The following is a 22,527-nucleotide window of genomic DNA, read 5'->3' as shown; positions in this document are numbered from 1 at the left end:
TTTTGGATTAGAATTTATGAGAATTTCTAAAGAATACGATTTGTCCAACCTGATGATTTCCATCTCCGGAGTCAGAGGGAAAATAGCAAACGGGTTTGGTCTTTCGGAAGCTTTATTATTTGCGCAGTCATTCGCAACCATGATGAATCATGGAAACGTAGTGATCGGACGTGACTCAAGACCAAGCGGGCCTTATTTGGAACACCTACTAACGGCCGCTCTACTGGCAAATGGTTCTTCCATACTTTCTTTGGGACTGGTTCCCACTCCCACTACCAAGGCAGTCGTTAAACTTTCGAAAGCACGCGGTGGGATCATGATTTCCGCTTCTCATAATCCGATGGAATGGAACGCATTTAAGTTTATTTCCAAAGAAGGATTTTTCTTCAATGCGAAGGAAAATGAAACCTTGATTGATCAATTGAAACGTTTTCAGTTTTCACCCGAGATGATTCATCCCAAAGGCACTGTGGGTTTCGGGGAAGAATATATAGATTTGCATATCAAATCGGTACTGGCACGAATCAATCTGCCAAAGATCAAAAAGAAAAAATTCAAAGTATTCGTAGATGCTGTCGGCGGAGCAGGCTCCTTTGTAATTCCGAAATTCTTACGCGAGTTAGGTTGCGTTGTGGTTGAACATAACTGCAAACCGGACGGAACTTTTCCCAGACCTCCCGAACCTACACCGGCAGCTTTGAAATCGTCGGAAAAAGCATTCTTAAAATCAAAAGCAGATATAGGTTTTGCACTTGATCCCGATGCGGATCGTTTGGTTTTATTCACTCCCAAGCTGGGCGCCATATCGGAGGAGTTGACTCTTCCCCTTGCTTTGCAAAACATACTTTCTTCTTCGAAAAAGGGGAGTAAGGTGGTCGTCAATTTATCCACAAGTTTTCTTAATGAACATGTCGCTTCTCTATTCGGTGCCAAGGTCATCCGCTCCAAAGTAGGAGAAGCGAATGTCGTAGAAGAAATGTTAGCCGAAAAAGCAGTGTTCGGAGGAGAAGGGAACGGAGGAGTCATTGATCCTAAAGTTCCTTCTTTCGGACGGGACACTCTGTCCGGTATCGGACATATATTGAATCTGATGTCGGAAGAAAATAAAACCATTGATGCACTTGTTTCCGGCTTACCTTCCATCCATATGGAAAAACAATCTTTTCCTTTGCCAAAAGGTTTTTCTTTGGAAACGCTTTATGGAAAATTTAGAAACGGATTTCCAAAAGCAAAAACATCCGAAAAAGACGGACTTTGGTTATCCGAAGAAGACAGATGGATTCATATTCGTCCATCCAACACCGAACCAATATTTCGAGTCATTGCAGAAGCAAAGTCGAACGAAGACTTGCAACAAACCTTAAAGAGGGTAAAATCATGTGTGGAATCGTAGGTTATTTAGGCAAGAGAGATGCTCTTCCCGTCATCATCAAAGGATTAAAACGCCTGGAATACAGAGGTTATGACAGTGCCGGTGTGGCAATGTTAAACGGTAATCTCGAGATCGTAAAAAAGAAAGGAAAAGTTTCCGATCTTGAACTTGAAATAGGCACAAGAACACTTTCCGCTACCGTAGGGATCGGTCATACCCGTTGGGCAACTCACGGAGAGCCGAATGATAAAAACGCCCATCCTCATACTTCGACGGACGGTAAACTTGCGATCATTCACAACGGAATCATTGAAAACTATTCCGCAATCAAAAAGGAATTGGAAAAGGCCGGCCATAAATTCAATTCCGATACGGATTCGGAAGTTCTCATTCATCTCATCGAAGAGATCAAAAAACAAAACAATTGTTCCATAGACGAAGCTGTCCGCCTTGCTTTGAACGAAGTGGTAGGAGCTTATGCGATCGTTGTTCTTTCCAAAGATGACGATCGCACCATGATTGCCGCGAGGAAAGGATCTCCTCTCGTTGTAGGAATCGGCGAAGACGAATTTTTCGTAGCTTCCGATGCAACACCTATCATCGAATATACGAACAACGTAACTTATCTGAACGATCGTGAAATGGCCGTGATTAAAGACGGAAGCCTCACTGTTAAAAACCTGGAAAATGTCACTAAAACTCCTTTTATCCAAAAACTGGAACTTGATTTGGAAGATATCGAGAAGGGTGGTTATCCTCATTTTATGCTCAAAGAAATTTTTGAGCAACCCAAGTCCATCAAAGATGCGATGAGAGGTCGGTTGGTATCCAGAGAACACCATCTGTTTATGAGCGGGATCGATCAGTATCTGAATCGTTTTTTGAATGCAGACAGACTACTTCTCATCGGTTGCGGAACTTCCTGGCATGCAGGTCTTATCGGCGAATACCTTTTCGAAGATTTGGCAAGGATTCCTGCGGAAGTGGAATATGCTTCCGAGTTTCGTTATCGCAATCCCGTCGTAGGGGAAAAAGATATCGTCATCGCAGTATCCCAGTCAGGTGAGACTGCGGATACTTTGGCGGCGATCGAACTCGCAAAATCAAAAGGAGCTTTGATCTTCGGAGTTTGTAATGTGGTGGGTTCTTCCATTGCACGTGCTTCCGATGCGGGCGCTTATTTGCATGCGGGTCCTGAAATCGGGGTCGCATCTACAAAGGCGTTTACATCTCAAGTTACCATACTTACCATGATGGCAATGTATCTCGGGCTCAAAAAAGGTACGATCTCTCTCAGTCAATACCAGGAATTGTTATTCGGATTGGATACGATTCCCGATAAAGTGGCGAAGATACTTTCCAAAGCGGATGAAATTTTAACGATATCCAAATCCTTTTATCAAGCGCGTAACTTCCTTTATCTGGGAAGAGGGTTCAATTTTCCAGTGGCTTTGGAAGGAGCTTTGAAGTTGAAAGAAATTTCCTACATTCATGCGGAAGGTTATCCTGCAGCGGAAATGAAACACGGCCCTATTGCACTGATTGATGAGGACATGCCGGTTGTCTTCATTGCAACAAAAGACGCATCTTATGAGAAAGTGGTTTCCAATATCCAGGAAGTCAAAGCCAGAAAAGGAAGAGTGATTGCCATCGTAACGGAAGGCGACAAAGAAATCCAATCCATGGCAGATTTCACTTTCGAGATTCCTAGTATTGCAGATCCTTTGGTTCCATTACTTGCAGTCGTCCCTTTACAGTTGTTATCCTATCATATTGCAATCTTACGCGGATGCAATGTGGACCAACCGCGTAACTTGGCAAAATCGGTAACCGTTGAGTAAAAAATCGTGAAATCGATCCTAATTGACGAACGAAATCGCCCCAAAATTTTAGACCCCATTTCCAGGTTTCACTCTTTCTTGGAATGGAATTTGGGGGGAATGAATTTGTTGGACAAACTTCGATTCAAATACCCGTCAGCAAATATATATTATACGGCAGATGATCCCGGCTTTACCAGGCTCGTTTTGCAAAGACATCCGGATCTTTTACCTTTTAAAGAGATTTCGTATGATGAGACGATTCTTGCCGAAAGTTATTTGCCTTGGGAATTGCAAAGAGTTGTTACTTCCATTATAGAAGAAATACTCAGTCTGAATAAGGACTGGAAAAAATACCGTAAAAATTATAAAATCAAAGGATCGGGATTTCATATCGTAGGTAAGGAAAAACATCTTTATCTTCACCCGAGTGTCACTGTTTATCCAGGAGTGGTTTTCGATACTTCGACCGGACCTATTCTTGTGGACGAAGGGGCCAAAATATCTTCCTTCAGCTTTTTGGAAGGTCCCCTCTATATCGGTAAATCTTCTCAAATAGATAATGCCAGAATTGCAGGCGGAAGTTTGATCGGAAAAAATTGCAGGATCGGCGGAGAAGTTGAAAATTCTATTATCTTGGATTACGCCAACAAACACCATGAAGGTTTTCTCGGTCATTCCTTTGTTTCCAGTTGGGTGAATCTGGGAGCTTTGGCTACCACTAGCGATTTAAAAAACAATTACGGTATCGTAAAATTAAAGTTAAGTGATTCGGAAACAAATACCGGAACGATCAAATTCGGTTCGGTATTGGGGCCTTTTGCCAAAATCGCCATCGGAGTCATGTTGAATACGGGATCGGTCGTAGATATCGGTTCCAACTTGTTGGATGCAAGAGTTTCGGGATACCAACATCCTTTCACCTGGATCAGCGCTGGAAAACATTATCAGTTGGAATCTTTCCTTGCCGATACGAAAAAAATCATGGCTCGTAGGAGCGTGGATCTTTTGGATTTTGAAGAAGATTATTTGAGAAATTTGTATTCGAATTTATTGGAAGGTAAGTAAGTTTTGAATCCCTCTTTGCAAGAGCATATCAATTCGGGAAAATATTTGGAAGTAAACGGAGTCCGTTTTTTTTACAGAGAAAGTGGAAAACAGGATGAGATCGTTTTGCTTTTGCACGGATTTTTAATAACTTCCTATCATTACAGAAAGTTGATCGGCATTCTGGAAAAAAAATACAGAGTCATTGCTCCCGATTTTTTAGGAGTGGGTTTAAGTGAAAGACCGAATTCCCCTTTGTCCCATAGAATGCAGGCATATCATTTGTATTCCTTTTTGGAAAAATTGGTAGGTGAAAAAAAAGTTCATGTGGTGGTTCATGATTACGCTTTACCCATACTTGCTTTTTTGTTAAAAGAACACCCCGAGCTTGTGAAGTCCTTAACCATAGTGAACGGCTTTTTGAATTTACCGAAATTTCGTTTTTATCTTCCGGTGAGTTTGCTTCGGATTCCTATTTTCGGATTCATATTGTCTTTTTTGTTTCGTCCGCCTTTCCTTAGGTTCTTTTACCAAATCTTTTTAACTAAAAAGGGATTTGTGTTCGAGAAAGGTTGGGAAAAAGACACCTATCAGATGTTATTTGCCGGTAGTGCCCGCAAAAACACTCTAGAGTATCTGAATAATGTGGATCGTTCTTCTCATGCTTTGAGAGATGCGGAAGACGGAGTCAAATCTTTGATCGGACTACGTCAAATCATCGTTGGAGACGAGGATACCAGACTTTCCCCTTATCAAACCGAGTTTATCAAAATGACTCTTCGAACAAGCGGCCTAGCTACAGTCCCCGCCAAACATCTGCCAATGGAAGAATGCCCTGAGGAACTTTCCGTTAAGATCGAATATTTGGTGGATTCCTATTCCAGAAATAAATCAAAAACATTTCATTTCTCCCGCAATAAAATAAATCCTGAGGAATAAACATGGAAACCATTCTATCTAACATCCGAAACTCCGCCAAAGAGTTCCAAGAAAACAGATCCGCATTTTTGGAATTGGTTGTTCCCATTCGCCAAACCATTAAACAAGTAAAGTTAGGTGGTGGGGAAAAGGCGCAGGAAAAGCACAAGTCCAGAGGCAAACTTACCGCCAGAGAGAGAATTGAGCATTTGTTAGATGTTGATACCGAATTTTTGGAACTTTCCACTCTTGCCGCTCATGAAGTTTATCCCGATGTTGTTCCATCTGCGGGGATCATAACTGGGATCGGTCGGATTGAAGGCGTGGAATGTATGATCGTTGCCAATGACGCTACCGTAAAAGGAGGAACTTATTATCCTCTTACGGTCAAAAAACATTTACGTGCTCAGGAAATTGCCGAAAAAAATCATCTTCCTTGTGTATACCTTGTGGATTCCGGCGGAGCATTCCTTCCTTTGCAGGATGAAGTTTTTCCGGACAAGGATCATTTCGGTAAAATATTTTTCAACCAGGCGAATATGAGCGCAAAGGGAATTTCTCAGATAGCGGTTGTTATGGGATCTTGCACTGCCGGTGGAGCCTATATTCCCGCAATGTCCGACGAATCCGTGATCGTAAAGGGAAACGGAACCATATTCCTGGGAGGCCCACCTCTTGTCAAAGCGGCAACGGGTGAGGTCGTCACACCGGAAGAGTTAGGTGGTGCAGACGTTCATTGTCGTGTTTCCGGAGTAACGGATCATCTTGCGGAAGACGATTTTCATGCCATTGAAATTACACGTTCCATTATTAAAAATCTAAATCACAAAAAGAAAACGGTTTCTCTACCTTCTCAGGATCCGCTTTATCCGGGAGAGGAAATCTACGGAATCATCCAAAAAGATTCCCGCAAATCCTACGATGTGAAGGAAATTATCGCCCGTTTGGTGGATGGTTCCCGCTTTCATGAATTCAAAAAATTATATGCGACGACTCTTGTTTGTGGGTTTTCCGAAATTTTCGGATATCCTGTAGGGATCATTGCCAACAACGGAGTACTGTTTTCCGAGAGTGCTTTGAAAGCCGCTCATTTTATCGAACTTTGCGACCAGAGGAGAATTCCTCTTCTATTTTTACAAAATATAACAGGGTTTATGGTGGGGAAAAAATTCGAAAATGCAGGGATTGCAAGAGACGGAGCAAAGATGGTCAATGCGGTTTCCACTACAACCGTACCAAAATTAACTGTTGTTATTGGGGGTTCCTACGGGGCGGGAAATTATGGAATGTGCGGTAGGGCGTTTTCACCGGATTTTTTATGGATGTGGCCTAACGCGAAAATTTCGGTCATGGGAGGAGAGCAGGCCTCCAATGTACTTTGGACAGTGAAACTGGATCAGGCGGAAAAGGAAGGAAAGACACTTACTCCGGAAGAAGAAGTCAAATTCAAAAAACCTATCTTAGACGATTATGAGAAAAAATCTTCTTCTATCTACAGTTCCGCACGTTTGTGGGATGATGGGGTTTTAGACCCGAGCGAAACTAGGGTGACTTTAGGGCGGGCCTTGTCGATTGTTTCCAAGCGAGACGAAGAAAGAAAACCTTTCGGCGTTTTTAGGATGTAAGTTTTTTTCTTTTCCATTTCCTTTTGATATGAAAACTCAAACAAAATGTTGATTCACGAGACCATAATAGATTCAATTCCAGTGATTGCTCTGGAAGGAGAAGTGGACCTTTATAATGCCAAAGAGCTAAAGGACATTCTCGATTCTAAGATCAAAACTCAGCAGTATGAGATTGTAGTGAATCTAGCGAAAGTTCCGTTTATGGACTCTTCCGGGATCGGAACTTTGGTCACTGCGATGTACAAGCTTAAAAAATACCATGGCAATCTCAAAGTTTGCCATGTGCATGGTTCCGTTGCCAAAGTGTTTAAGCTTACCGGAATGGAGAGTCATTTGGAAGTGTATGCTGACGAAGCCGCCGCCATTCAGGCAATTATCGCCGAAAGAGATGAAATAAACTAAGGTAAGTGAAGCGCCGCTTCCACCTTGATTCTGGTTTCCTTTCCTTCCAGTTTTTCCAAGATAAAAAGAGCAAATTCAAAAGCAGACCCGGGCCCTAAACTCGTAAGCACTTTATTATGTGAAACGATTCTGTCCGATGTATATACCCCGCCTTCACCTAACATAAGACTTGTGGGGAAGGCGGTGAATTTATCCTCTTCCGAGATGATCCCCCAGTTTCTGAGTACATTCGGTGCGGCGCAAATGGCTCCGATTTCTTTTCCCAGATCCCTGTGTTTGAAGATTATCTTTTTCAGCAAATCCGAATTTTGAAGATTTTTCGCCCCTTCCTGTCCACCGGGTAAAATGATAATATCGAAAATTTGATCTTTTACGGAGAGTAATGTTTTATCTGTTAGGTGAATTGTTTTTCTCGCGGCGACTACCGGTGCTTCATTCAATGAAGCTGTAACAACCGATACATTCCCGCGCCTAAGAACGTCTACGAGTATAATACCTTCCATTTCCTCGAAACCTTCGGCAAATGGGATAAGAACTGTGGAAGCCATACGGAAAGGTTCCCAAAATTTAAACTTTCGTTCAAGTATTTTATGGAAAATTCGATTTGAGGAAATGGGGATGTATGGAACTAATGTTCTTGAATCCAGTCTAATTAAACAAAGGAGAAGAATATACGATCTATGAATAAACAAAATCCTTTCAAATTCATTGCAGTCGCCGCCACTTCATTATTAATCGGGACATTTTTATCACCCATTATTACCTGTGGGGACTCCCATTCTGAAAATCCATTACAATTAAAAGCAGACGGTTCCGATAAACTATCTCCCGCACAAACGCAAGCAGTAGCTTTGGAAGATGCTTTTCAGGAAGTATTTGATAAGGCTTCTCCCAGTGTTGTTTCCATAGCTACAGAACGTACGGTAAATGTACAACAACATCCCTTCGCGGGAGATCCGTTTTTTGATCATTTTTTCGGACGCCAAGGAAGACCAGGACAAGGCGCCGGCAAAGTAATGCAACAAAAACAAACCGGTTTGGGATCAGGTATTGTTCTGAATGATGACGGTTACATTATGACCAACCATCATGTGATCAAGGACATGGACAAATTAACTGTAAAATTCAAAACACATAAAGCTTACGAGGCCAAACTCATCGGGTCCGATGAAACCATGGACATTGCCTTACTTAAGATTGACGCACCCAAAGGAACTTTGACACCGATCCCTCTTGCAGACTCTAACAAGGTAAAGGTGGGAAATTGGGCGATTGCCATCGGTGCTCCGCTCGGATTTGAACAATCGTTTACAGTGGGAGTTGTTTCAGCAGTGCAAAGGGGTGGGATTGATAGCTCCGGACTTTCTTATATCCAAACGGATGCTGCGATCAATCAGGGAAATAGCGGAGGCCCGCTTTTGAATATCCGTGGTGAAGTAATCGGAATCAATCGGATGATCGCTTCTCAATCGGGAGGTTCCGTCGGAATCGGATTTACCATTCCAATCAATGAGGCTAGAAAAGTAGCGGAAGAACTTAAAGTCAACGGCAAGGTAGTCAGACCTTGGCTTGGGGTAGGACTTGATATCATTACGGAAGAAGACATTGCTCAGTTGAAACTTCCTTCGGAAAAAGGTGCGATTGTCAGACAAATCATCAAAGGTTCTCCTGCCGACAAAGCGGGACTCAAGTTGGGTGATGTGATTATTGAGATCGGCGGAAAGGAAATTTCAGCTCCGGAAGAACTGATTAATTTTGTTCGAGGATCAAAAATCGGGAAACGACTCGAGATAAAAATCATTCGAAATAAAAATGAAATCTTGACGCAGGTCACTCCGGAGCAGAAACCAAATTGAGTGGGTTTACGAGAAGAGATCAATACGGAAAGCATAGACGAACCACAGCTTCGTCCTACTAAACTTTCCGAATTTATTGGACAGAGAGAGGTTCTGGAGAACCTCTCCGTCTATATAGAAGCCGCTAAAAAACGAAGGTCTCCACTTGACCATGTTCTGATTTCCGGTCCTCCCGGGCTAGGAAAGACCACTCTCGCCAATATCATTGCCAATGAGCTCTCGGTTGCCTTTACCTCTACATCAGCGCCTGCTATTTCAAAGGGAGCTGATTTGGTTCGGTTTCTTACACTTCTGAAAACCAATGAAGTGTTTTTCGTTGATGAAATCCATGGATTTGTTAAAAAACAAGAGGAGCTATTGTATCCTGCCATGGAGAACTATTTTGTGGATTTGGTAGTGGGGGAAGGAGTGACCGCAAATGCGCTCCAGATCCAATTACAGCCGTTTACTTTGGTAGGAGCTACCACAAGATCGGGGTTGGTCAGTGATCCGTTAAAATCCCGGTTTGGGATTCATTTGAAATTGGATTTTTATTCCGACGAAGAGATGGCAATCATAGTCGATCGTTCTGCAAAACTACTTTCCGTTGTTTTGGAAGAAGGGGTTGCTTTGGAAATCGGAAAAAGAAGCCGTAAAACCCCCCGGATCGCCAATCACCTGTTAAAGAGGGTGAGGGACTTCGGAGAAGTTCGAAATGAAAAATCTGTCGGTATCACCACCTGTCGTTTCGCTTTTGACAGGATGGGTGTGGATCATCTGGGATTGGACGGTGTAGACAGGCAGATCCTGGATATTTTAATCAATCGTTATTCAGGAGGACCCGTGGGAATCAAACCGATTGCAGTGGTTCTCGGAGAAGAAGAAAGAACGATTGAAGATACATACGAACCTTTTTTGGTTCGTATCGGCCTGATTGACAGAACCCCGGCCGGAAGAGTGGCGACTCGTGCCGCATACGAACATATGGGATATCCCTATGTAACACAGGTTAAACTAGGTGAAAAAGATGGCCCCGGTCTTTTTTGATTTTCAACTTCCCGAGAAGGAAGAGGGCGAAAAACGTTTATTCTATTCCGCAGCGTTTGTGGTATTACTTTCCTCGTTGATCCTGGGCCATTTGATCACCCGCAATATGTTGTGGAAGATGTTAGGGGAAGAATCCGCTTCCGAAGAGCTGACCGCGCAGGAAAAAGAAAAAATCTATGATGTTCTGGTAGAACAACAGTTTATCAATCCCGATAAAAAAGACGAATACAAAGCTCTTTCCAATAAAGAGTCCGCGGGCGGTGGCGGGCTCACCGAAAAACAAGGGTTTCATGCACTTTCCTCTTTTCGTGAGTTTGTATTCGGAAGCAAAGCTTCCAATCCTTCGACCGCACAACCGAAGGCGGAACAAACAAAAGAAGACGAAATATTCGAAGTAGGGATTTTTAAAGCGGACCCCAAAACCAATCAGAACCAACAGGAATCACCAAATCAAAGTCAGTCGAGTGGACAGATGATGAAGATTCCTTTCAACTATCGCTTTCAGCAGGATTTTTTGTTTCGTTGGGACGGATCAAAGGCGTTGACCGTGCCTACCAAAGAACTTGCAGGTTATCATTATTTTAAAAACATGCTGCGCCAAATCGAACAATCATTCGCTCCTCCGGGAGGAGGAAACTTTGCCTATAGGGATATGGCCGGAACCGTAGTCAGGGAAGGGATCAAACCCGGGATGACCAAAGTTTTGTTTATGTTAAACGATTCGGGTAAAGTAGTGGATGTCCGTTTGGTTTCTTCCCAAGGACAGGTCGTAGTGGATCAATCTTGTATGGATTCCATCCGGGGACAGAATTTCGGAATCGTCCCCGAGGAAGTCAAATCAAAGGGTTTGATCTTCGGAATCAATTTTATCTTTCCGAATTACAGATAGGTCGGACTCGATCGGTATAGAGATTTAAGTTGATTATACGAATCGATATCGTATAATCAATCGTACGAAAGTGACCGCTATTTTACCAGATGACCTGATTGCCGAAGTTCAGAAATATTCCGGGGGTAAGAATATTACCGACTCTCTCCAAAGGGCTCTTTCCGAATGGCTTAAGCAGGCTAAAATCCGTTTGTATACTCATACGGTTCACAAGGGAATTTAGAATAAAAATCGGAATGATTGTTTTGTTTTTCAGTATCCTAAAGGTTTCAATCATTCACCAATCTGCAGCCCAATCTTTCTCCCAAATACTTTGCCTTGTTTGTTCTACCCAAACCAGAAACCGTTACTTCTTTGTTAGTTTGATCCAGGTTGAATAGGCTAATGGGAACCCATTGTCTTGCGAAATTATGACATTGTTCCTCGGATTGTTTCATTACGTAATAACAAGAACAGAATTCTTTGGAATAAAAACTGGAGATAATGGCGGGGAAAGCGGATAAATGTTTCCAATTCCATTGCACCCAAAAAAGTAAAATCAAGAAAAAACTAGCTATACCGATTGCAATTTTCTTTTTCATAAAGACTACCTGATTACCGATTCTTTTACAAGTTTAAGAAGTTCATTTTTGCTGAAAGTCCCTTTCTCACGATCGTCACCGTATCTAACAACGATTATATCAAGACTTGGGATTACGTATAACATCTGTCCCCAATGGCCGAGAGCTGCAAAAGTATCCTTCGGTCCATCCGGCCAAGGTTCGGGAACCCCTCTGTCGGGAACTCCCGTATTTGCATACCAGTGGGATGTATAATTGTCTTGGGAAAGATCCTCACTGAAAGGGGTGGTTTTGTAACCGGGAGCGGGAGTTCTTGTAAAATCCACCCAACCTTCGGGAAGTAAACGGTTTCCTTCCCAAACCCCGTCATTCAAATAAAGATATCCTATCTTTGCCAAATCCCTCGCCGTCAAATACAAGTAAGACGATCCTACAAATGTGCCGGACCCATCCTGTTCGAAAGGAGCGTTTTTGATTCCAAGTGTTCCGAATAATTTGGTATAAACCAAATCTTCGTAAGCTTCCTGGCCATAGACTTTTTTCAGGATGGCGGACAGAATGTTCGTATCGCAGCTGGAATAATAAACTTGGGTGCCCGGTTCCGCACGAAGAGGAAGCTCGCTGCAAAATTCACCCATATCTTTTCTTCCACGGGTGTACAACATGGCAATCACGGAAGATTTAAGAGGTCCGCTTTCATAACCTTCTTCCCCATCGAGACCCGAAGACATATTCAAGAGATGACGGATCGTGATTTTTTTATGGGCTTCGTCTTTTCCTAAAGATTCAAAATGATAATAACCGGGGTCATCCAGTTTGATCAGTCCGTTTTTAATCGTGATCCCGTAAAGCGCTTGGATGATACTTTTGGATACCGACCAAGTTAGGTGAGTGGATTCCTTTGTAAAATTGCGTGCATATTGTTCGAAAATGATTTTCCCGTTGCGAATGATAAGAAGTGCGTCGGTTCTTTTTCCTTTTCTGTCCGTTTCATCTCCCGTTCTCGCGAAAGCATACTCACCGACTAATTTCAGTTTTTCGCCCGATACGCCGACGGATTCCGGTTTGGTTTCTTTCCAGTCGAGGGTGGGCCACTCCGGTTTGGTTCTGTCCGGTAGGGGTGAAATTGTAGGAGGTCCGCCAAAAGGAGAGAGATCCTTACCGCAGTTTAACAGGAAGGTAAAGAAGATTAAGAGAAACAATCTGTACATGCAACTGTCCATCATTCGAGAGTGGACTCATCCTATACCGGATTGATCAGAAAGGAAAGTACAAATTACTGTGGGTGTTTGGCAAAATTTTGTAACATATTGACCATTGAGGAAAGTCCGTTTCTTCGGGAGATGGATAGAAACTTGGACAATCCGATTTCCTCTATAAATCCCAAAGAAGCATTTGCTATCTCTTCGGGAGAATGGTCGGAAAATACTCGTATTAAAATCGCAATCAAACCTTTGGTAAGGGCTGTGTCACTGTCTGCAAAAAATGTCAAGGCACCGTTCTCCAATTTTGGATAGACCCAGACCTTGGCCTGGCAGCCGGGCACTATGTATGCATCCGATCGTTTTTCTTCCGGATAGGGAGGGAGTTCTTCTCCCAGCTCGATCAGGTATTGGAATTTTTCTTCCCAATCCTGTAAGTCGGAAAACTCTTCTATGATTTCTTTTTGAATCTCTGCGATGGATTTTTTCATAGTAATGTCATTTAGGCGGTTCATGTGCGAATTTTTCTTTTTTGCGCATATAAAACTTCGGTGGCTGATTTGAATCGGGAAGTTTCATATCCAATCTGTTTTGTGTAGAAACCAAAAGTTCCGCTTTCTTGTCTTGGTAAAGGAACGTATATTCTGTCCGTGTACGAAGTGTTAGTTCATATTCCGTATCGTTCCAAAAGAGTTTGCGTTTTTCAAAATCGGCGTACAAACAAGCGGGAGGTTTTACCATTACATCGCAGAACTCTCCTTTGGGAGGAAGGCGTTTTTCAAAAAGTCCGCAATAATAATTGAATATTCCCAAAAGAAAAATGAGTAATAGATAAACTTTATTTCGCAAGCTCGTCATTTGGGAAGACCCACATCCAATTTCGTTTTTGCCGTCGGCCTCTCTTTCAGCATAACCCGAATGATATTTAAAATCTCTTCATTTTTTTTGCCAGAAAAAGCATAATACTCTTCCAACAAATCAATACCTTTCTGAGTGAGATTTTGCATATGAAAAATATTCGCTTCCGTGATGACTGCTGTTTCCGTGATTTTGTCAGGGTTTGAGGTTTTCGTACTACGAAGCAGGGAAAGTGAATTCACATAATCTTTTTTATAGAATTTGGACATTCCTTTCAGAAAATTTTCTTCCCTGGGGGAAAATTGAATTCTTCCCGTATAACCAGGCTTTTTTGTTGCGTCCAGGATTTTTTCCAGTCCTACTGCATCTCCCGCCTGCATAGTGTTATATGTAAGAAGCCAGATAAACACGGATTGGAATTCGGGAGAAAGTTTGGATGTATCAATGGAACCGTAATCTTTTGTAAGCGCCCCCGGTTTTTTTACCTGGCGATAGGTTTCGGCTAGAAATAATAACAGACGGTTGTTTTCCCAATCGGAAAAGGAAGAACTGGCAACGGCTTCGGCGGTTCTTGCGTTCCAGAAAATCGAATCCAATGTGGATTCGGCAAGTTGGGTCTTCCCGATAAATTCCGAAAAATCGGAACCTAAATTCAGTACCAGACTGGAAGAATCGAAAAAAATCCCGATTCGGGGTAAATTCCAATAAAGACTACGCGCAATTAGGTGAAATGCCTGCGGATCGGTCGGGTCTTTTTCGGAAAAATTGATCGCAACCGTTTGAAAGTCTTCTATATCGGATTCTTTCAATTTGTCCGATTTCCAGAGTTCGATCAGTTTTTCTTTCGCTTTTTCCGCGCGGACACTTTGATCCCTTGCAAAAAGAAAAAAAATTTCCTTTCGGTAAAAGTACCCGAGAGAGCCAAGAATGATTAGGAAAATAAGCAGAAACCAGGGGGTTCCGCTTTTCTTCTTTCTATGAGGTTCGTATCTAGAGTAAATCGCCATAGATAGTCTCCATTTTTTTTTAGTCTCCCCACTTGACACGGCTTTTTCTTTATGATTTAGTGTGAGTGTTATGGAAGATGATTTATTTGATGATGATGAAATTGAGGCAGAAAGTCTCAACGAAGACGTTGTGACCTATGCATGTGAGGACTGCGACCATAGATGGGAAGCAGAGGGGGAGGACGAATACCTCGATTCCTGGGAATTGATCTGCCCTATGTGCGGATCTGCCAATATAACAGAACTTTAGTTTGTATCTTTTTTTCTCCATTTACGTAATTTGCCTATTTTCCATTTCCCCTCTTTTTTCGGAGGAAACTTCTTTTAAGTCTTTGTATGATGAATACAAAAGGGGAAATTACGAAACGGTCTCTCGTCTTTCGGAAAAAATTTTAAATTCTAAAACCGGTAACTGGGACTCTAGGATTTTTTATCTCTACGTTGCGACGGAACAGGATTGGGAAAAAATCAAAGCCAAGGCGATGAATTTTCCGCCCCCTACCGGCAAAGACAGTTCACATTATTTTAATGCATTGTATCTGGTGATGGAAAGAGCATTGGTTCTTGGGGAATACGAAAGCCTCATCAAATGGGGTAGACTGTTTCAAAAGGAAGGAAAAACTAATTCTCGTTATGTGGATGCGGTTTTGATTTTGGCTGCGGGACTTTTGGAATTAAAGAATCCGAAAGAGGCTTTAAGGGCAATGGAAGAATTGGAAAATCTCAATCCTTCCGAGAAAAACAAAATACAGATGACTGCACTTAAAAATGAAATCGGGAGAGAAGTCGGAAATTGAAAAGTTTGCGGGTAGGCTCGGGAAAGTGGAGAGGAAAAGAAATCTCCGCACCGGATGAAATTTCGGGACACCAGAACTTTACCAACAGTCTGATCAAAAAAGCTATTTTTTCTCTGATCGATTCGCGTCTTTCCGGTTGGGATATACGCGCGGAAGATTGTTTGTTCTGCGATTATTTTTCGGGAAGCGGACAGATTGCAGCGGAAGCGTATAGCTTGGATTTTGCGAGAATTTTGGTTTATGAATTGGATCAGGATCGGTTCGGCAAACTTCTGAAATTGTTCAAAGGACTCGCTAATGTCAAATTGTTCCGAAAGGATGCCACCAAGCATGCGTTAAAGTGGGAGCAGGAGACGGAAAAAGCATATATATTCTATCTCGATCCTCCTTATACTTATTGGTCCGAAACTCCCGATCGCATGAAACATATGATTGAAAATCTATATGCACATTGCAGCACTCTTTCCCGGCCTTCCATCATTCTATGTCAGATTCCGGAACACCAGAAATCCGATAAAATCTGGTCGGAAGTTCCTTTTAAGGAAAGAGAGTATGGAAGCCATTCATTGATTGAGACTATCTTTGAGATGTGATCCTTTTGTTTCGAAAAGAAAGATTCAAACTTCTTTTTTTTCTGCTATCTTACAGTTATAGTATTTCTCTTTTTGCATTCCCTCGTTTTGAAGAAGTCCGCTCTTCCTATCTCCCTTCCGATATTCTAATTCTTGATAGAAACGGAGAAAAACTCCAATCCATTCGTACATTACATAATTATCGTTCTCTTTCCTGGATACCTTCGGAAACTCTCGCCAAACATACAATCGATGCCATTCTTCTCAGCGAAGATAAGAATTTTCGGGAACATAAAGGAGTGGATAGTCTTGCTTTTATCGGATCCGTTTGGGAGAAATTTCGCGGGGGAAATCTTCGGGGCGGTTCTACCATTACGATGCAACTGGTTTCCCTCTTGGATGGAGATCTGAAGCCGGAAAAGGGAAGGCGTAGTTTTTTCCAAAAAATGAAACAAATCCAAAGAGCAATGGATTTGGAAGAGGCCTGGTCGAAAGAAGAAATTCTGACCGCTTATCTCAATTTGATTTATTTTAAGGGGGAATTGAAAGGAATCCATTCCGCGAGCTTGGGACTTTTTCAAAAAGATCCCGAATATTTGTCGCCTAATGAATCTTATATACTTTCGGTTTTAATCCGTGCTCCCGAAGCGAATCTGGAAAAAATCATAGAGAGGGCCTGCATTCTCAAGAAAAAGACGGAAGGACAAACATTTCAGGATTGTGATTCTTTGGAATTGACAGCTAAGAAATCGTTTTTTAAGGGAATGGAGTTCTCAGCTAATCCGAGTTTTGCGCCACAGTTCGGAGCTTATTCCATTCAGAAAGGAATTTCCAATGGTGAAAAAACATCCCTTTCCAAAAGTCTGCAGGATAGGATTGCAAAGATACTTGTTTCTCATATTTCCCCGCTTCGTTCTCAGAATGTTACCGATGGTGCCGTGCTTGTATTGCACAACCGAACGGGACAAGTGCTGGGTTATCTGGGAAACCAGGGTAGTGCAAGCGAAGTGTCTTATCTTGATTTGATTCAAACCAAAAGACAAGCCGGTTCCACTCTCAAACCTTTCGTATATGCTCAAAGTTTTCAGGAAAAAAAACTCACTCCCGGTTCCATTCTGAATGATGCGCCGACCGATATTCCCGTATTTCGTGGGATTTACCGGCCTTTGAATTATGATAAATCTTACCAGGGTAAGGTGACGGTAAAACAAAGCCTCGGTTCTTCCCTGAATATTCCTGCGGTAAGAACTCTTTCTTATTTGGATATGGGAAAATTCATAAACACATTATCCAAACTGGGATTTAAGGAACTCGCTTATCCCGAATTTTACGGACCTTCTCTCGCTTTGGGAACGGCGGATGTCAGTCTTTGGGAATTAACGAACGCTTATCGAACGTTTGCCAATGCAGGAATTTATTCCGAGCCGAAGGTTCGATTCGAAGAGTTAGGTGAAGTTTCGAAAGATAGGCGGACATCTTCCGATGAAATTTTGCCGGAAGAAAATATTATCTTTCGTCCCGAGGTGGCATTTTTAATTACTAGTATTCTTTCCGATAGGGAAGCGCGTGCTCCAAGTTTCGGTTGGGAAAATCATCTATCCACATCGTTTTTCACTGCGGTGAAAACGGGAACGAGTCAAGATATGAGAGACAATTGGTGTATCGGTTATTCCGGCGAATACACGGTCGGAGTTTGGGTGGGAAATGCGAAAGGTTTACCCATGAAAGATGTTTCCGGTATCGCCGGCGCCGCTCCTGTCTGGAGGGATGTGATGGAATTCCTTCATTCGGAAACTCCTTCCCTCTATCCGAAGCCTCCTGAAAATGTTTTTTACAATACCAACAAACAGACGTACTATGAAAAGGGTTTGGAAGACGAGTCTATGGAAACGTTTCCTGTTTCCAAAATCAAAATTCCGCCGAAAATCATTTCGCCTGCGGATCAGACCGTTTTTGCAGATGATCCCGATATCCCGAAAGGAAGACAAAAAATCTTATTCAAACTGAATCGGTATGAAAAAAATTCAAATTGGTCTTTGAATAAAAAAATCCTCGGACCGGCTACGGAACCTTTTTTTTGGAACTTGGAAAAAGGCAATTTCCAATTGGAGCTCTTGGATCAAAGTGGAAAAGTGTTGGATCAAGTTTCGTTCGAAGTTCGTTAGGGAGTAAAGATGGGAAAACCCGCCAAATACAAACACAGTTATTTTCAAAAAGTGGCATGGGGAGAGATGGACGCCTTCGGACATGTCAACAATGTAACTTATGTTAGATATTTTGAGACTGCTCGTGCGGATTATTTTACCGCGGAATCTCTTTGGGATTCTCCTCTAAAGCCGGTTAGGTTCGGTCCCGTACTGACCCATTTGGATATGGACTATCGAAAACAAGTTGTATTTCCCGCTACATTGGAAGTTTCCCTGGAAGTGGATTCCATTTCATCCCGCGCTTTTACAGTTGTATGTTCCATGTGGAATCAAACGGACGATTGTGTCCTGACGGGACACGCCAGTTTTATCTGGTTTGATTTTGAACTTCAAAAACCTTCCCAGATTCCCGATGTTTTTCGGGAAAAATTTGGTTCTAAATGAGACCGGAGTTGTTTAATATGGAATGAGCATGAAGCTAAATAGGAGAGAATCCGACAAGTTCCAATTGGACCAGGAAGTGTTGAAAATCGCAAGGATTTGCCTTGGAGTATTTTCCGCATTTATTGCTTTTGGAATTTTTGCCCCCACCGAAGAACAAGGCCTCTATGATCCGAAGTGGATTCGAATCGTTCACTCCGGCGTTACATTCGCTTTTTTTCTTCTCTCTTATTTTTCCTTTCTGATTCGCAGATACATCCAATCGATTACTCTTGTGTTTTTTTATACAATGAGTACGCATTCTCTTGCTCTACTTTATTGGAACTCGCTTTTCGTCGGTTATCTGATCGGTATGGTTATGGTGATCAGTTGTATCGGAGTGAGTTTTGTAGATCGCAGATGGCTTGTGAATTATTTGGTGTCTGTTTCGTCTGCAGGAATTCTTGTAGGGATTTATACGGTAGACCCGCAAGTAGATCTTTCTCTTTATATCACATCCATCATCACCCCGGCGATCGTATCTTATCTTACTTTGAATGTAAGACTTGGTTCCGTTGCAAAATTAAGAGATTCGGAATCCCAATTGAAACTTTTTCACGATCGGGTTTCCCGTGATTTGGAACTTGCTCAGGAAATACAGAACAATCTCGTTACAACTACTTGGCCGAAAATTCCAAATACCAAATTCACTTCGTTTTTTCGTTCCTTTGAAAAAGTGGGGGGAGATGCGATCAGTTATAAATTAAGATCCGACGGCAGCATCGCTATTTTTTTTGCCGATGTTTCCGGTCATGGAATTGCATCCGCAATGGTTTCCGCCATGGCAGTGCTGGCGTTTAACATCCATGCTGTGGAAGAGGAACCGGCGACTTGTTTGAAGTCCATGCACGAGGATTTGAAAAACTTAGTCACAACCAACCATATCAGTGCCGTTGTTGTTTATTATTTTCCCGAGACGAAAAAGATCAGTTATTCCTATGCGGGTCATCCTCCTCTTTTGCATTTGAAAACGGACGGAAAATTTCAGTTTTTAGAAGGAAGCGGAAGATTGATTGTATCCATGTTGGAACCTAAGCTTAGAAATTATTCCAGGGTTTTGGAAGAAGGAGATAGACTTTTGTTTTACTCCGACGGAATGATAGAAGTTTTTGATGAAGAAGATGAGATTTTCGGAGAAGAGAATCTTGTAAACAGTATCAAAAACCATTTCGATAAAAAAGGAGAAACATTATTAAACGCACTTTTCGAAGATGTGACTGCCTATTCCAAGGAATCCGCATCCGATGATATGAGTATGCTTTTACTTGAACTTCAATGACATTAAATTTATTTTTAACACCTTTTACTTGGTTTAAACGGGAATTCATTCCGTTTCGGATTTTGGATCGCTATTTGTTTTTCGATTTTTTGAAAAACTTTTTAGGTACTTTGATTCTACTCACTTCGATGATCATCATCTATGAATTTACCAATAATATGAAATATCTGGTATCTTCCAAAGTACAACAATCCCATGTGTATTTATATATTTTATACTCCGTTCCGGGAATGCTCGTGCAAGTCGTATCTCCCGCACTTATGTTTTCCGTTTGTTTTGTAGTAGGTCAGTACAGCGTAAATAAGGAGTTAGTTGCCATAATGGTTGCAGGAGTTTCCTTTCTCCGGATCATCACTCCTATTTTGTTTTTCGGTTTTTGTATGTGGCTCTTTATGACTTTCTTTCAACAGTTTGTCGTGATTCCTGCCAACAAACAAGCGCAAATTCAATACAGTTATATGGCCAAAGGTGCCAACAAACTGATTGATTTCGTCTATCAATTCCACGTGAAAGGAAAGAACGGATTCTATTATGTGTATTGGATCGATGAAAAGGAAAATACGGTTAAGGGAGGATTCAATTATATCGAAATCTCCGAGGACGGTCTTCCCGTATTTACAGTATCTTCTCAAAAAGCAAAATTCATAGAATCCCCGCATCAATGGATTTTATATGATGTGGAAGAAGTAAAATTCAATAAGGATTTGGAAGTAGTATCCCGCGAAAATATCCCCGAGAGAACATATCCATTCCCGGAAGATATAAAATACTTTTCCCGTCCTACGCGGAATCCCGAAGAGATGAATTTTTTCGAGCTTGCGGAAGAGATCGAATCCAGAATCGGAAAAGGGATCCCTTATCGCGATGTGATCGTACATAGACACGCCGCATTTGCAATGCCTCTCATGTCTTTTATCGTGGTTGCTTTAGGTGCTCTGGCCGGTGCGATCACCAAACGATCCGCAGGTGTTGCATCCTTGGGACTTACGATCGCAGTCGTGCTTTTGTATTATATTCTATATTCTACGATGAAAACTTTAGCGGAGAACGGAGGACTTCCCATCTGGTTCGGGATATGGATCACTCCGGTGATGTTTATTATCTTTGCTTATGTATTTTATAAAAAAATGAATATCTGATCGGATCCAGGCGATATGAAATTTTTTATATACTCTCTTATTTTCTTTTTTTCGGCTTTGTCCGTTGGTGCGGAAGGTCTTGAGACGGAAGGGCCGCTTCGTTCTCCCTTTCATAGTTTGGATTTTTTCTATCAGTATACCGAATCCCGTCAATTTGCGAAGGCAAAGGAAGCATTGGAATTTCCATCCGTAGTAAGCGAAGAGAAACAAGAGTTAGATGCCGAAAAGTTAAGATATCTGTTCGATCGTTTTTTATGGATCGATTGGGATTCCGTTCCTAAAGAGGAAGAATCTAAAAAAAATCAAAACCCTTTGCGGATAGGTTCCATTCCTTTCGGAGAAAGGACCGTTCCCATCATCATCCATCCTATTTTGCAAAACGGGGAAAGGGTTTGGAAAATTTCCAAAAGCACCGTGAATGCGGTGGATGTTCTGTACGATATGTACCATCCTCCTGCTTGGAAACGTTGGATTCCCGATTCGATTTCTTATTTCAGTTTTTTAGGAGTCGAGTCCTGGCAATGGATCGGCCTTGCTTTTGTGATTTCCCTATCGTTTGTGTTATCTTTTTTGTTTGAGTCCGTTTCCCATTTTATCGGTGGGAAGATTTTACTGAAGAGTTCGGAAAATCTGAACGATTTTCTTTTGGCTTTGCGTAAACCTGCAAGACTTTTCTGGTTTGGAATTTTACTCACCATCTTAAAAGAGGGATTGGATTTAGCATACTCTCCCAAACAATTTTTACAATCTTCCTTGAACGGGATGTTGATTTTTAGTTTTTTATGGTTCCTTTACAAGTCAGTCGACTTGTTTTCCGACTTACTAGAAACAAAGTTAGGTGGTGATACGGAGACCGATATTCTTGAACATAAAAAATTCAAAACCAGTTCCGTCGTTATCAGAAGAACTTTAAAGCTGATTTTGATTTTGATCGGAATGTCCGTGGTATTTATGCAGTTTGACGAGGCGAAACAATTCGGAGTTTCTTTGCTTGCATCCGCAGGACTTGCGGGAATCGCACTCGGTCTTGCGGCTCAAAAAACATTAGGGACTGTGTTTGCAGGGATTCAGTTGGTTTTGACTCAACCGGTTCGCATCGGGGACAATGTTGTGGTGGAAAAGGAATTCGGACTCGTCGAAGAAATTCATTTTACATTCATTGTGATTCGCACGAAAGATCTGCGCAGACTCATCGTTCCTATTTCCTATTTTTTGGAAAAGCCGTTTGAGAATTGGACAAAGATCAGTTCGGAAACGATCGGCAATGTTTTGTTATACGTTCGTTATGAAACTCCTATTGAGATACTGAAAAAAGAAGCGACTCGGTTCGTATTGGATCACCCTCTTTTTAGCGGCGCTACATTCGGAATTCAAATTATAGAAACGAGTCCGAATTATATCACGGTTCAGATCCAGGCTTCGGGTAGAAACCCCGAGGAGAGTTTTCGTTTGCAAACGGAGCTCAGAGAGTATATGGTTGGTTTTTTAAAAAATTGGGAAGACGGCAAATTTCTTCCTTAAGTCCGCCATC

At 41.9% G+C, this 22,527-nt stretch carries 24 protein-coding genes; 18 read left to right on the top strand and 6 right to left on the bottom strand.

The window, feature by feature from the left end; all coding sequences use genetic code 11:
* Positions 1-16 precede the first annotated feature (16 nt).
* The 6 genes from glmM to DI077_RS15405 are packed head-to-tail and all read left to right on the top strand — an operon-like array spanning position 17 to position 7,184.
* Positions 17-1,393, top strand: a complete 1,377-nt coding sequence (gene glmM / locus DI077_RS15430) for a phosphoglucosamine mutase (protein WP_109020973.1) — start codon at positions 17-19, stop codon at positions 1,391-1,393.
* Positions 1,378-3,213 (top strand): glutamine--fructose-6-phosphate transaminase (isomerizing), encoded by a 1,836-nt coding sequence (glmS, locus tag DI077_RS15425; protein WP_109020974.1) that lies wholly within the window; start codon positions 1,378-1,380, stop codon positions 3,211-3,213. The genes glmM and glmS overlap by 16 nt, the downstream gene beginning before the upstream one ends.
* 6 nt (positions 3,214-3,219) lie before the next feature.
* The gene (locus tag DI077_RS15420; protein ID WP_242935241.1) at positions 3,220-4,260 is read left to right on the top strand and encodes a glucose-1-phosphate thymidylyltransferase; all 1,041 of its coding nucleotides are present in this window, start codon (positions 3,220-3,222) and stop codon (positions 4,258-4,260) included.
* A gap of 3 nt (positions 4,261-4,263) precedes the next feature.
* A complete protein-coding gene (locus DI077_RS15415; RefSeq protein ID WP_109020975.1) occupies positions 4,264-5,178 on the top strand; it encodes an alpha/beta fold hydrolase in 915 nt (304 codons plus the stop codon).
* Positions 5,179-5,180: 2 nt separating this feature from the next.
* Positions 5,181-6,782, top strand: coding sequence for a carboxyl transferase domain-containing protein (locus tag DI077_RS15410; protein ID WP_109020976.1), 1,602 nt, complete (start codon positions 5,181-5,183; stop codon positions 6,780-6,782).
* Between the two features lie 45 nt (positions 6,783-6,827).
* Positions 6,828-7,184: an STAS domain-containing protein gene (locus DI077_RS15405; protein WP_109020977.1), complete on the top strand. Its 357-nt coding sequence runs from the start codon at positions 6,828-6,830 to the stop codon at positions 7,182-7,184.
* Here DI077_RS15405 and DI077_RS15400 read toward each other — a convergent pair.
* Positions 7,181-7,732 carry a DJ-1 family glyoxalase III gene (locus DI077_RS15400; protein ID WP_109020978.1) on the bottom strand — a complete coding sequence of 184 codons (552 nt, stop codon included), beginning with the start codon at positions 7,730-7,732 and terminating at the stop codon, positions 7,181-7,183. The genes DI077_RS15405 and DI077_RS15400 overlap by 4 nt on opposite strands.
* A gap of 132 nt (positions 7,733-7,864) precedes the next feature.
* On the opposite strand from DI077_RS15400, the gene DI077_RS15395 reads away from it, so the two are divergent.
* The 4 genes from DI077_RS15395 to DI077_RS15380 are packed head-to-tail and all read left to right on the top strand — an operon-like array spanning position 7,865 to position 11,178.
* Positions 7,865-9,040: a trypsin-like peptidase domain-containing protein gene (locus tag DI077_RS15395; protein WP_109020979.1), complete on the top strand. Its 1,176-nt coding sequence runs from the start codon at positions 7,865-7,867 to the stop codon at positions 9,038-9,040.
* Positions 9,041-10,066 (top strand): Holliday junction branch migration DNA helicase RuvB, encoded by a 1,026-nt coding sequence (gene ruvB / locus DI077_RS15390; protein WP_109020980.1) that lies wholly within the window; start codon positions 9,041-9,043, stop codon positions 10,064-10,066.
* Positions 10,047-10,955: an energy transducer TonB gene (locus DI077_RS15385; protein ID WP_109020981.1), complete on the top strand. Its 909-nt coding sequence runs from the start codon at positions 10,047-10,049 to the stop codon at positions 10,953-10,955. The genes ruvB and DI077_RS15385 overlap by 20 nt, the downstream gene beginning before the upstream one ends.
* 52 nt (positions 10,956-11,007) lie before the next feature.
* Positions 11,008-11,178 (top strand): DUF2191 domain-containing protein, encoded by a 171-nt coding sequence (locus DI077_RS15380; protein WP_109020982.1) that lies wholly within the window; start codon positions 11,008-11,010, stop codon positions 11,176-11,178.
* Between the two features lie 46 nt (positions 11,179-11,224).
* Here the strand turns inward: DI077_RS15380 and DI077_RS15375 are convergent, their stop codons facing one another.
* From DI077_RS15375 to DI077_RS15355, 5 genes are read right to left on the bottom strand one after another with little or no spacing between them, the layout of a single operon-like run.
* Entirely contained in the window at positions 11,225-11,536 is a 312-nt protein-coding gene (locus DI077_RS15375; RefSeq protein ID WP_109020983.1) for a hypothetical protein, read from the bottom strand.
* A gap of 5 nt (positions 11,537-11,541) precedes the next feature.
* Positions 11,542-12,741, bottom strand: a complete 1,200-nt coding sequence (locus DI077_RS15370; RefSeq protein ID WP_242935239.1) for a serine hydrolase domain-containing protein — start codon at positions 12,739-12,741, stop codon at positions 11,542-11,544.
* Positions 12,742-12,791: 50 nt separating this feature from the next.
* Positions 12,792-13,208, bottom strand: a complete 417-nt coding sequence (locus DI077_RS15365; RefSeq protein WP_109020985.1) for a SufE family protein — start codon at positions 13,206-13,208, stop codon at positions 12,792-12,794.
* Between the two features lie 7 nt (positions 13,209-13,215).
* Positions 13,216-13,575: a hypothetical protein gene (locus tag DI077_RS15360; protein WP_242935238.1), complete on the bottom strand. Its 360-nt coding sequence runs from the start codon at positions 13,573-13,575 to the stop codon at positions 13,216-13,218.
* On the bottom strand, positions 13,572-14,582 hold the full coding sequence (locus tag DI077_RS15355) for a hypothetical protein (RefSeq protein ID WP_242935237.1): 1,011 nt from the start codon (positions 14,580-14,582) through the stop codon (positions 13,572-13,574). The genes DI077_RS15360 and DI077_RS15355 overlap by 4 nt, the downstream gene beginning before the upstream one ends.
* A gap of 70 nt (positions 14,583-14,652) precedes the next feature.
* Here DI077_RS15355 and DI077_RS15350 point away from each other — a divergent pair, with 70 nt between their 5' ends.
* From DI077_RS15350 to DI077_RS15315, 8 genes are read left to right on the top strand one after another with little or no spacing between them, the layout of a single operon-like run.
* On the top strand, positions 14,653-14,832 hold the full coding sequence (locus tag DI077_RS15350; protein WP_109020986.1) for a hypothetical protein: 180 nt from the start codon (positions 14,653-14,655) through the stop codon (positions 14,830-14,832).
* A gap of 1 nt (position 14,833) precedes the next feature.
* The gene (locus DI077_RS15345) at positions 14,834-15,379 is read left to right on the top strand and encodes a tetratricopeptide repeat protein (RefSeq protein WP_109020987.1); all 546 of its coding nucleotides are present in this window, start codon (positions 14,834-14,836) and stop codon (positions 15,377-15,379) included.
* A complete protein-coding gene (locus tag DI077_RS15340) occupies positions 15,376-15,972 on the top strand; it encodes an RsmD family RNA methyltransferase (RefSeq protein ID WP_109020988.1) in 597 nt (198 codons plus the stop codon). Before DI077_RS15345 ends, DI077_RS15340 begins: the two co-directional genes overlap by 4 nt.
* Positions 15,969-18,116, top strand: coding sequence for a penicillin-binding protein 1C (pbpC, locus tag DI077_RS15335; RefSeq protein ID WP_109020989.1), 2,148 nt, complete (start codon positions 15,969-15,971; stop codon positions 18,114-18,116). The genes DI077_RS15340 and pbpC overlap by 4 nt, the downstream gene beginning before the upstream one ends.
* A gap of 9 nt (positions 18,117-18,125) precedes the next feature.
* On the top strand, positions 18,126-18,542 hold the full coding sequence (locus DI077_RS15330) for an acyl-CoA thioesterase (protein WP_109020990.1): 417 nt from the start codon (positions 18,126-18,128) through the stop codon (positions 18,540-18,542).
* Positions 18,543-18,570: 28 nt separating this feature from the next.
* Entirely contained in the window at positions 18,571-19,857 is a 1,287-nt protein-coding gene (locus tag DI077_RS15325) for a PP2C family protein-serine/threonine phosphatase (protein WP_109020991.1), read from the top strand.
* The gene (locus tag DI077_RS15320) at positions 19,854-20,996 is read left to right on the top strand and encodes an LptF/LptG family permease (RefSeq protein WP_109020992.1); all 1,143 of its coding nucleotides are present in this window, start codon (positions 19,854-19,856) and stop codon (positions 20,994-20,996) included. Before DI077_RS15325 ends, DI077_RS15320 begins: the two co-directional genes overlap by 4 nt.
* A gap of 15 nt (positions 20,997-21,011) precedes the next feature.
* Positions 21,012-22,517: a mechanosensitive ion channel family protein gene (locus tag DI077_RS15315; protein WP_109020993.1), complete on the top strand. Its 1,506-nt coding sequence runs from the start codon at positions 21,012-21,014 to the stop codon at positions 22,515-22,517.
* Positions 22,518-22,527 lie beyond the last annotated feature (10 nt).

It is taken from the genome of Leptospira kobayashii (assembly GCF_003114835.2).
In the GTDB taxonomy this organism is placed as follows: Bacteria; Spirochaetota; Leptospiria; order Leptospirales; family Leptospiraceae; genus Leptospira_A; species Leptospira_A kobayashii.
The sequence above is the reverse complement of the archived record's forward strand: the minus strand, read 5'-3'. Positions and strand labels throughout refer to the sequence as shown.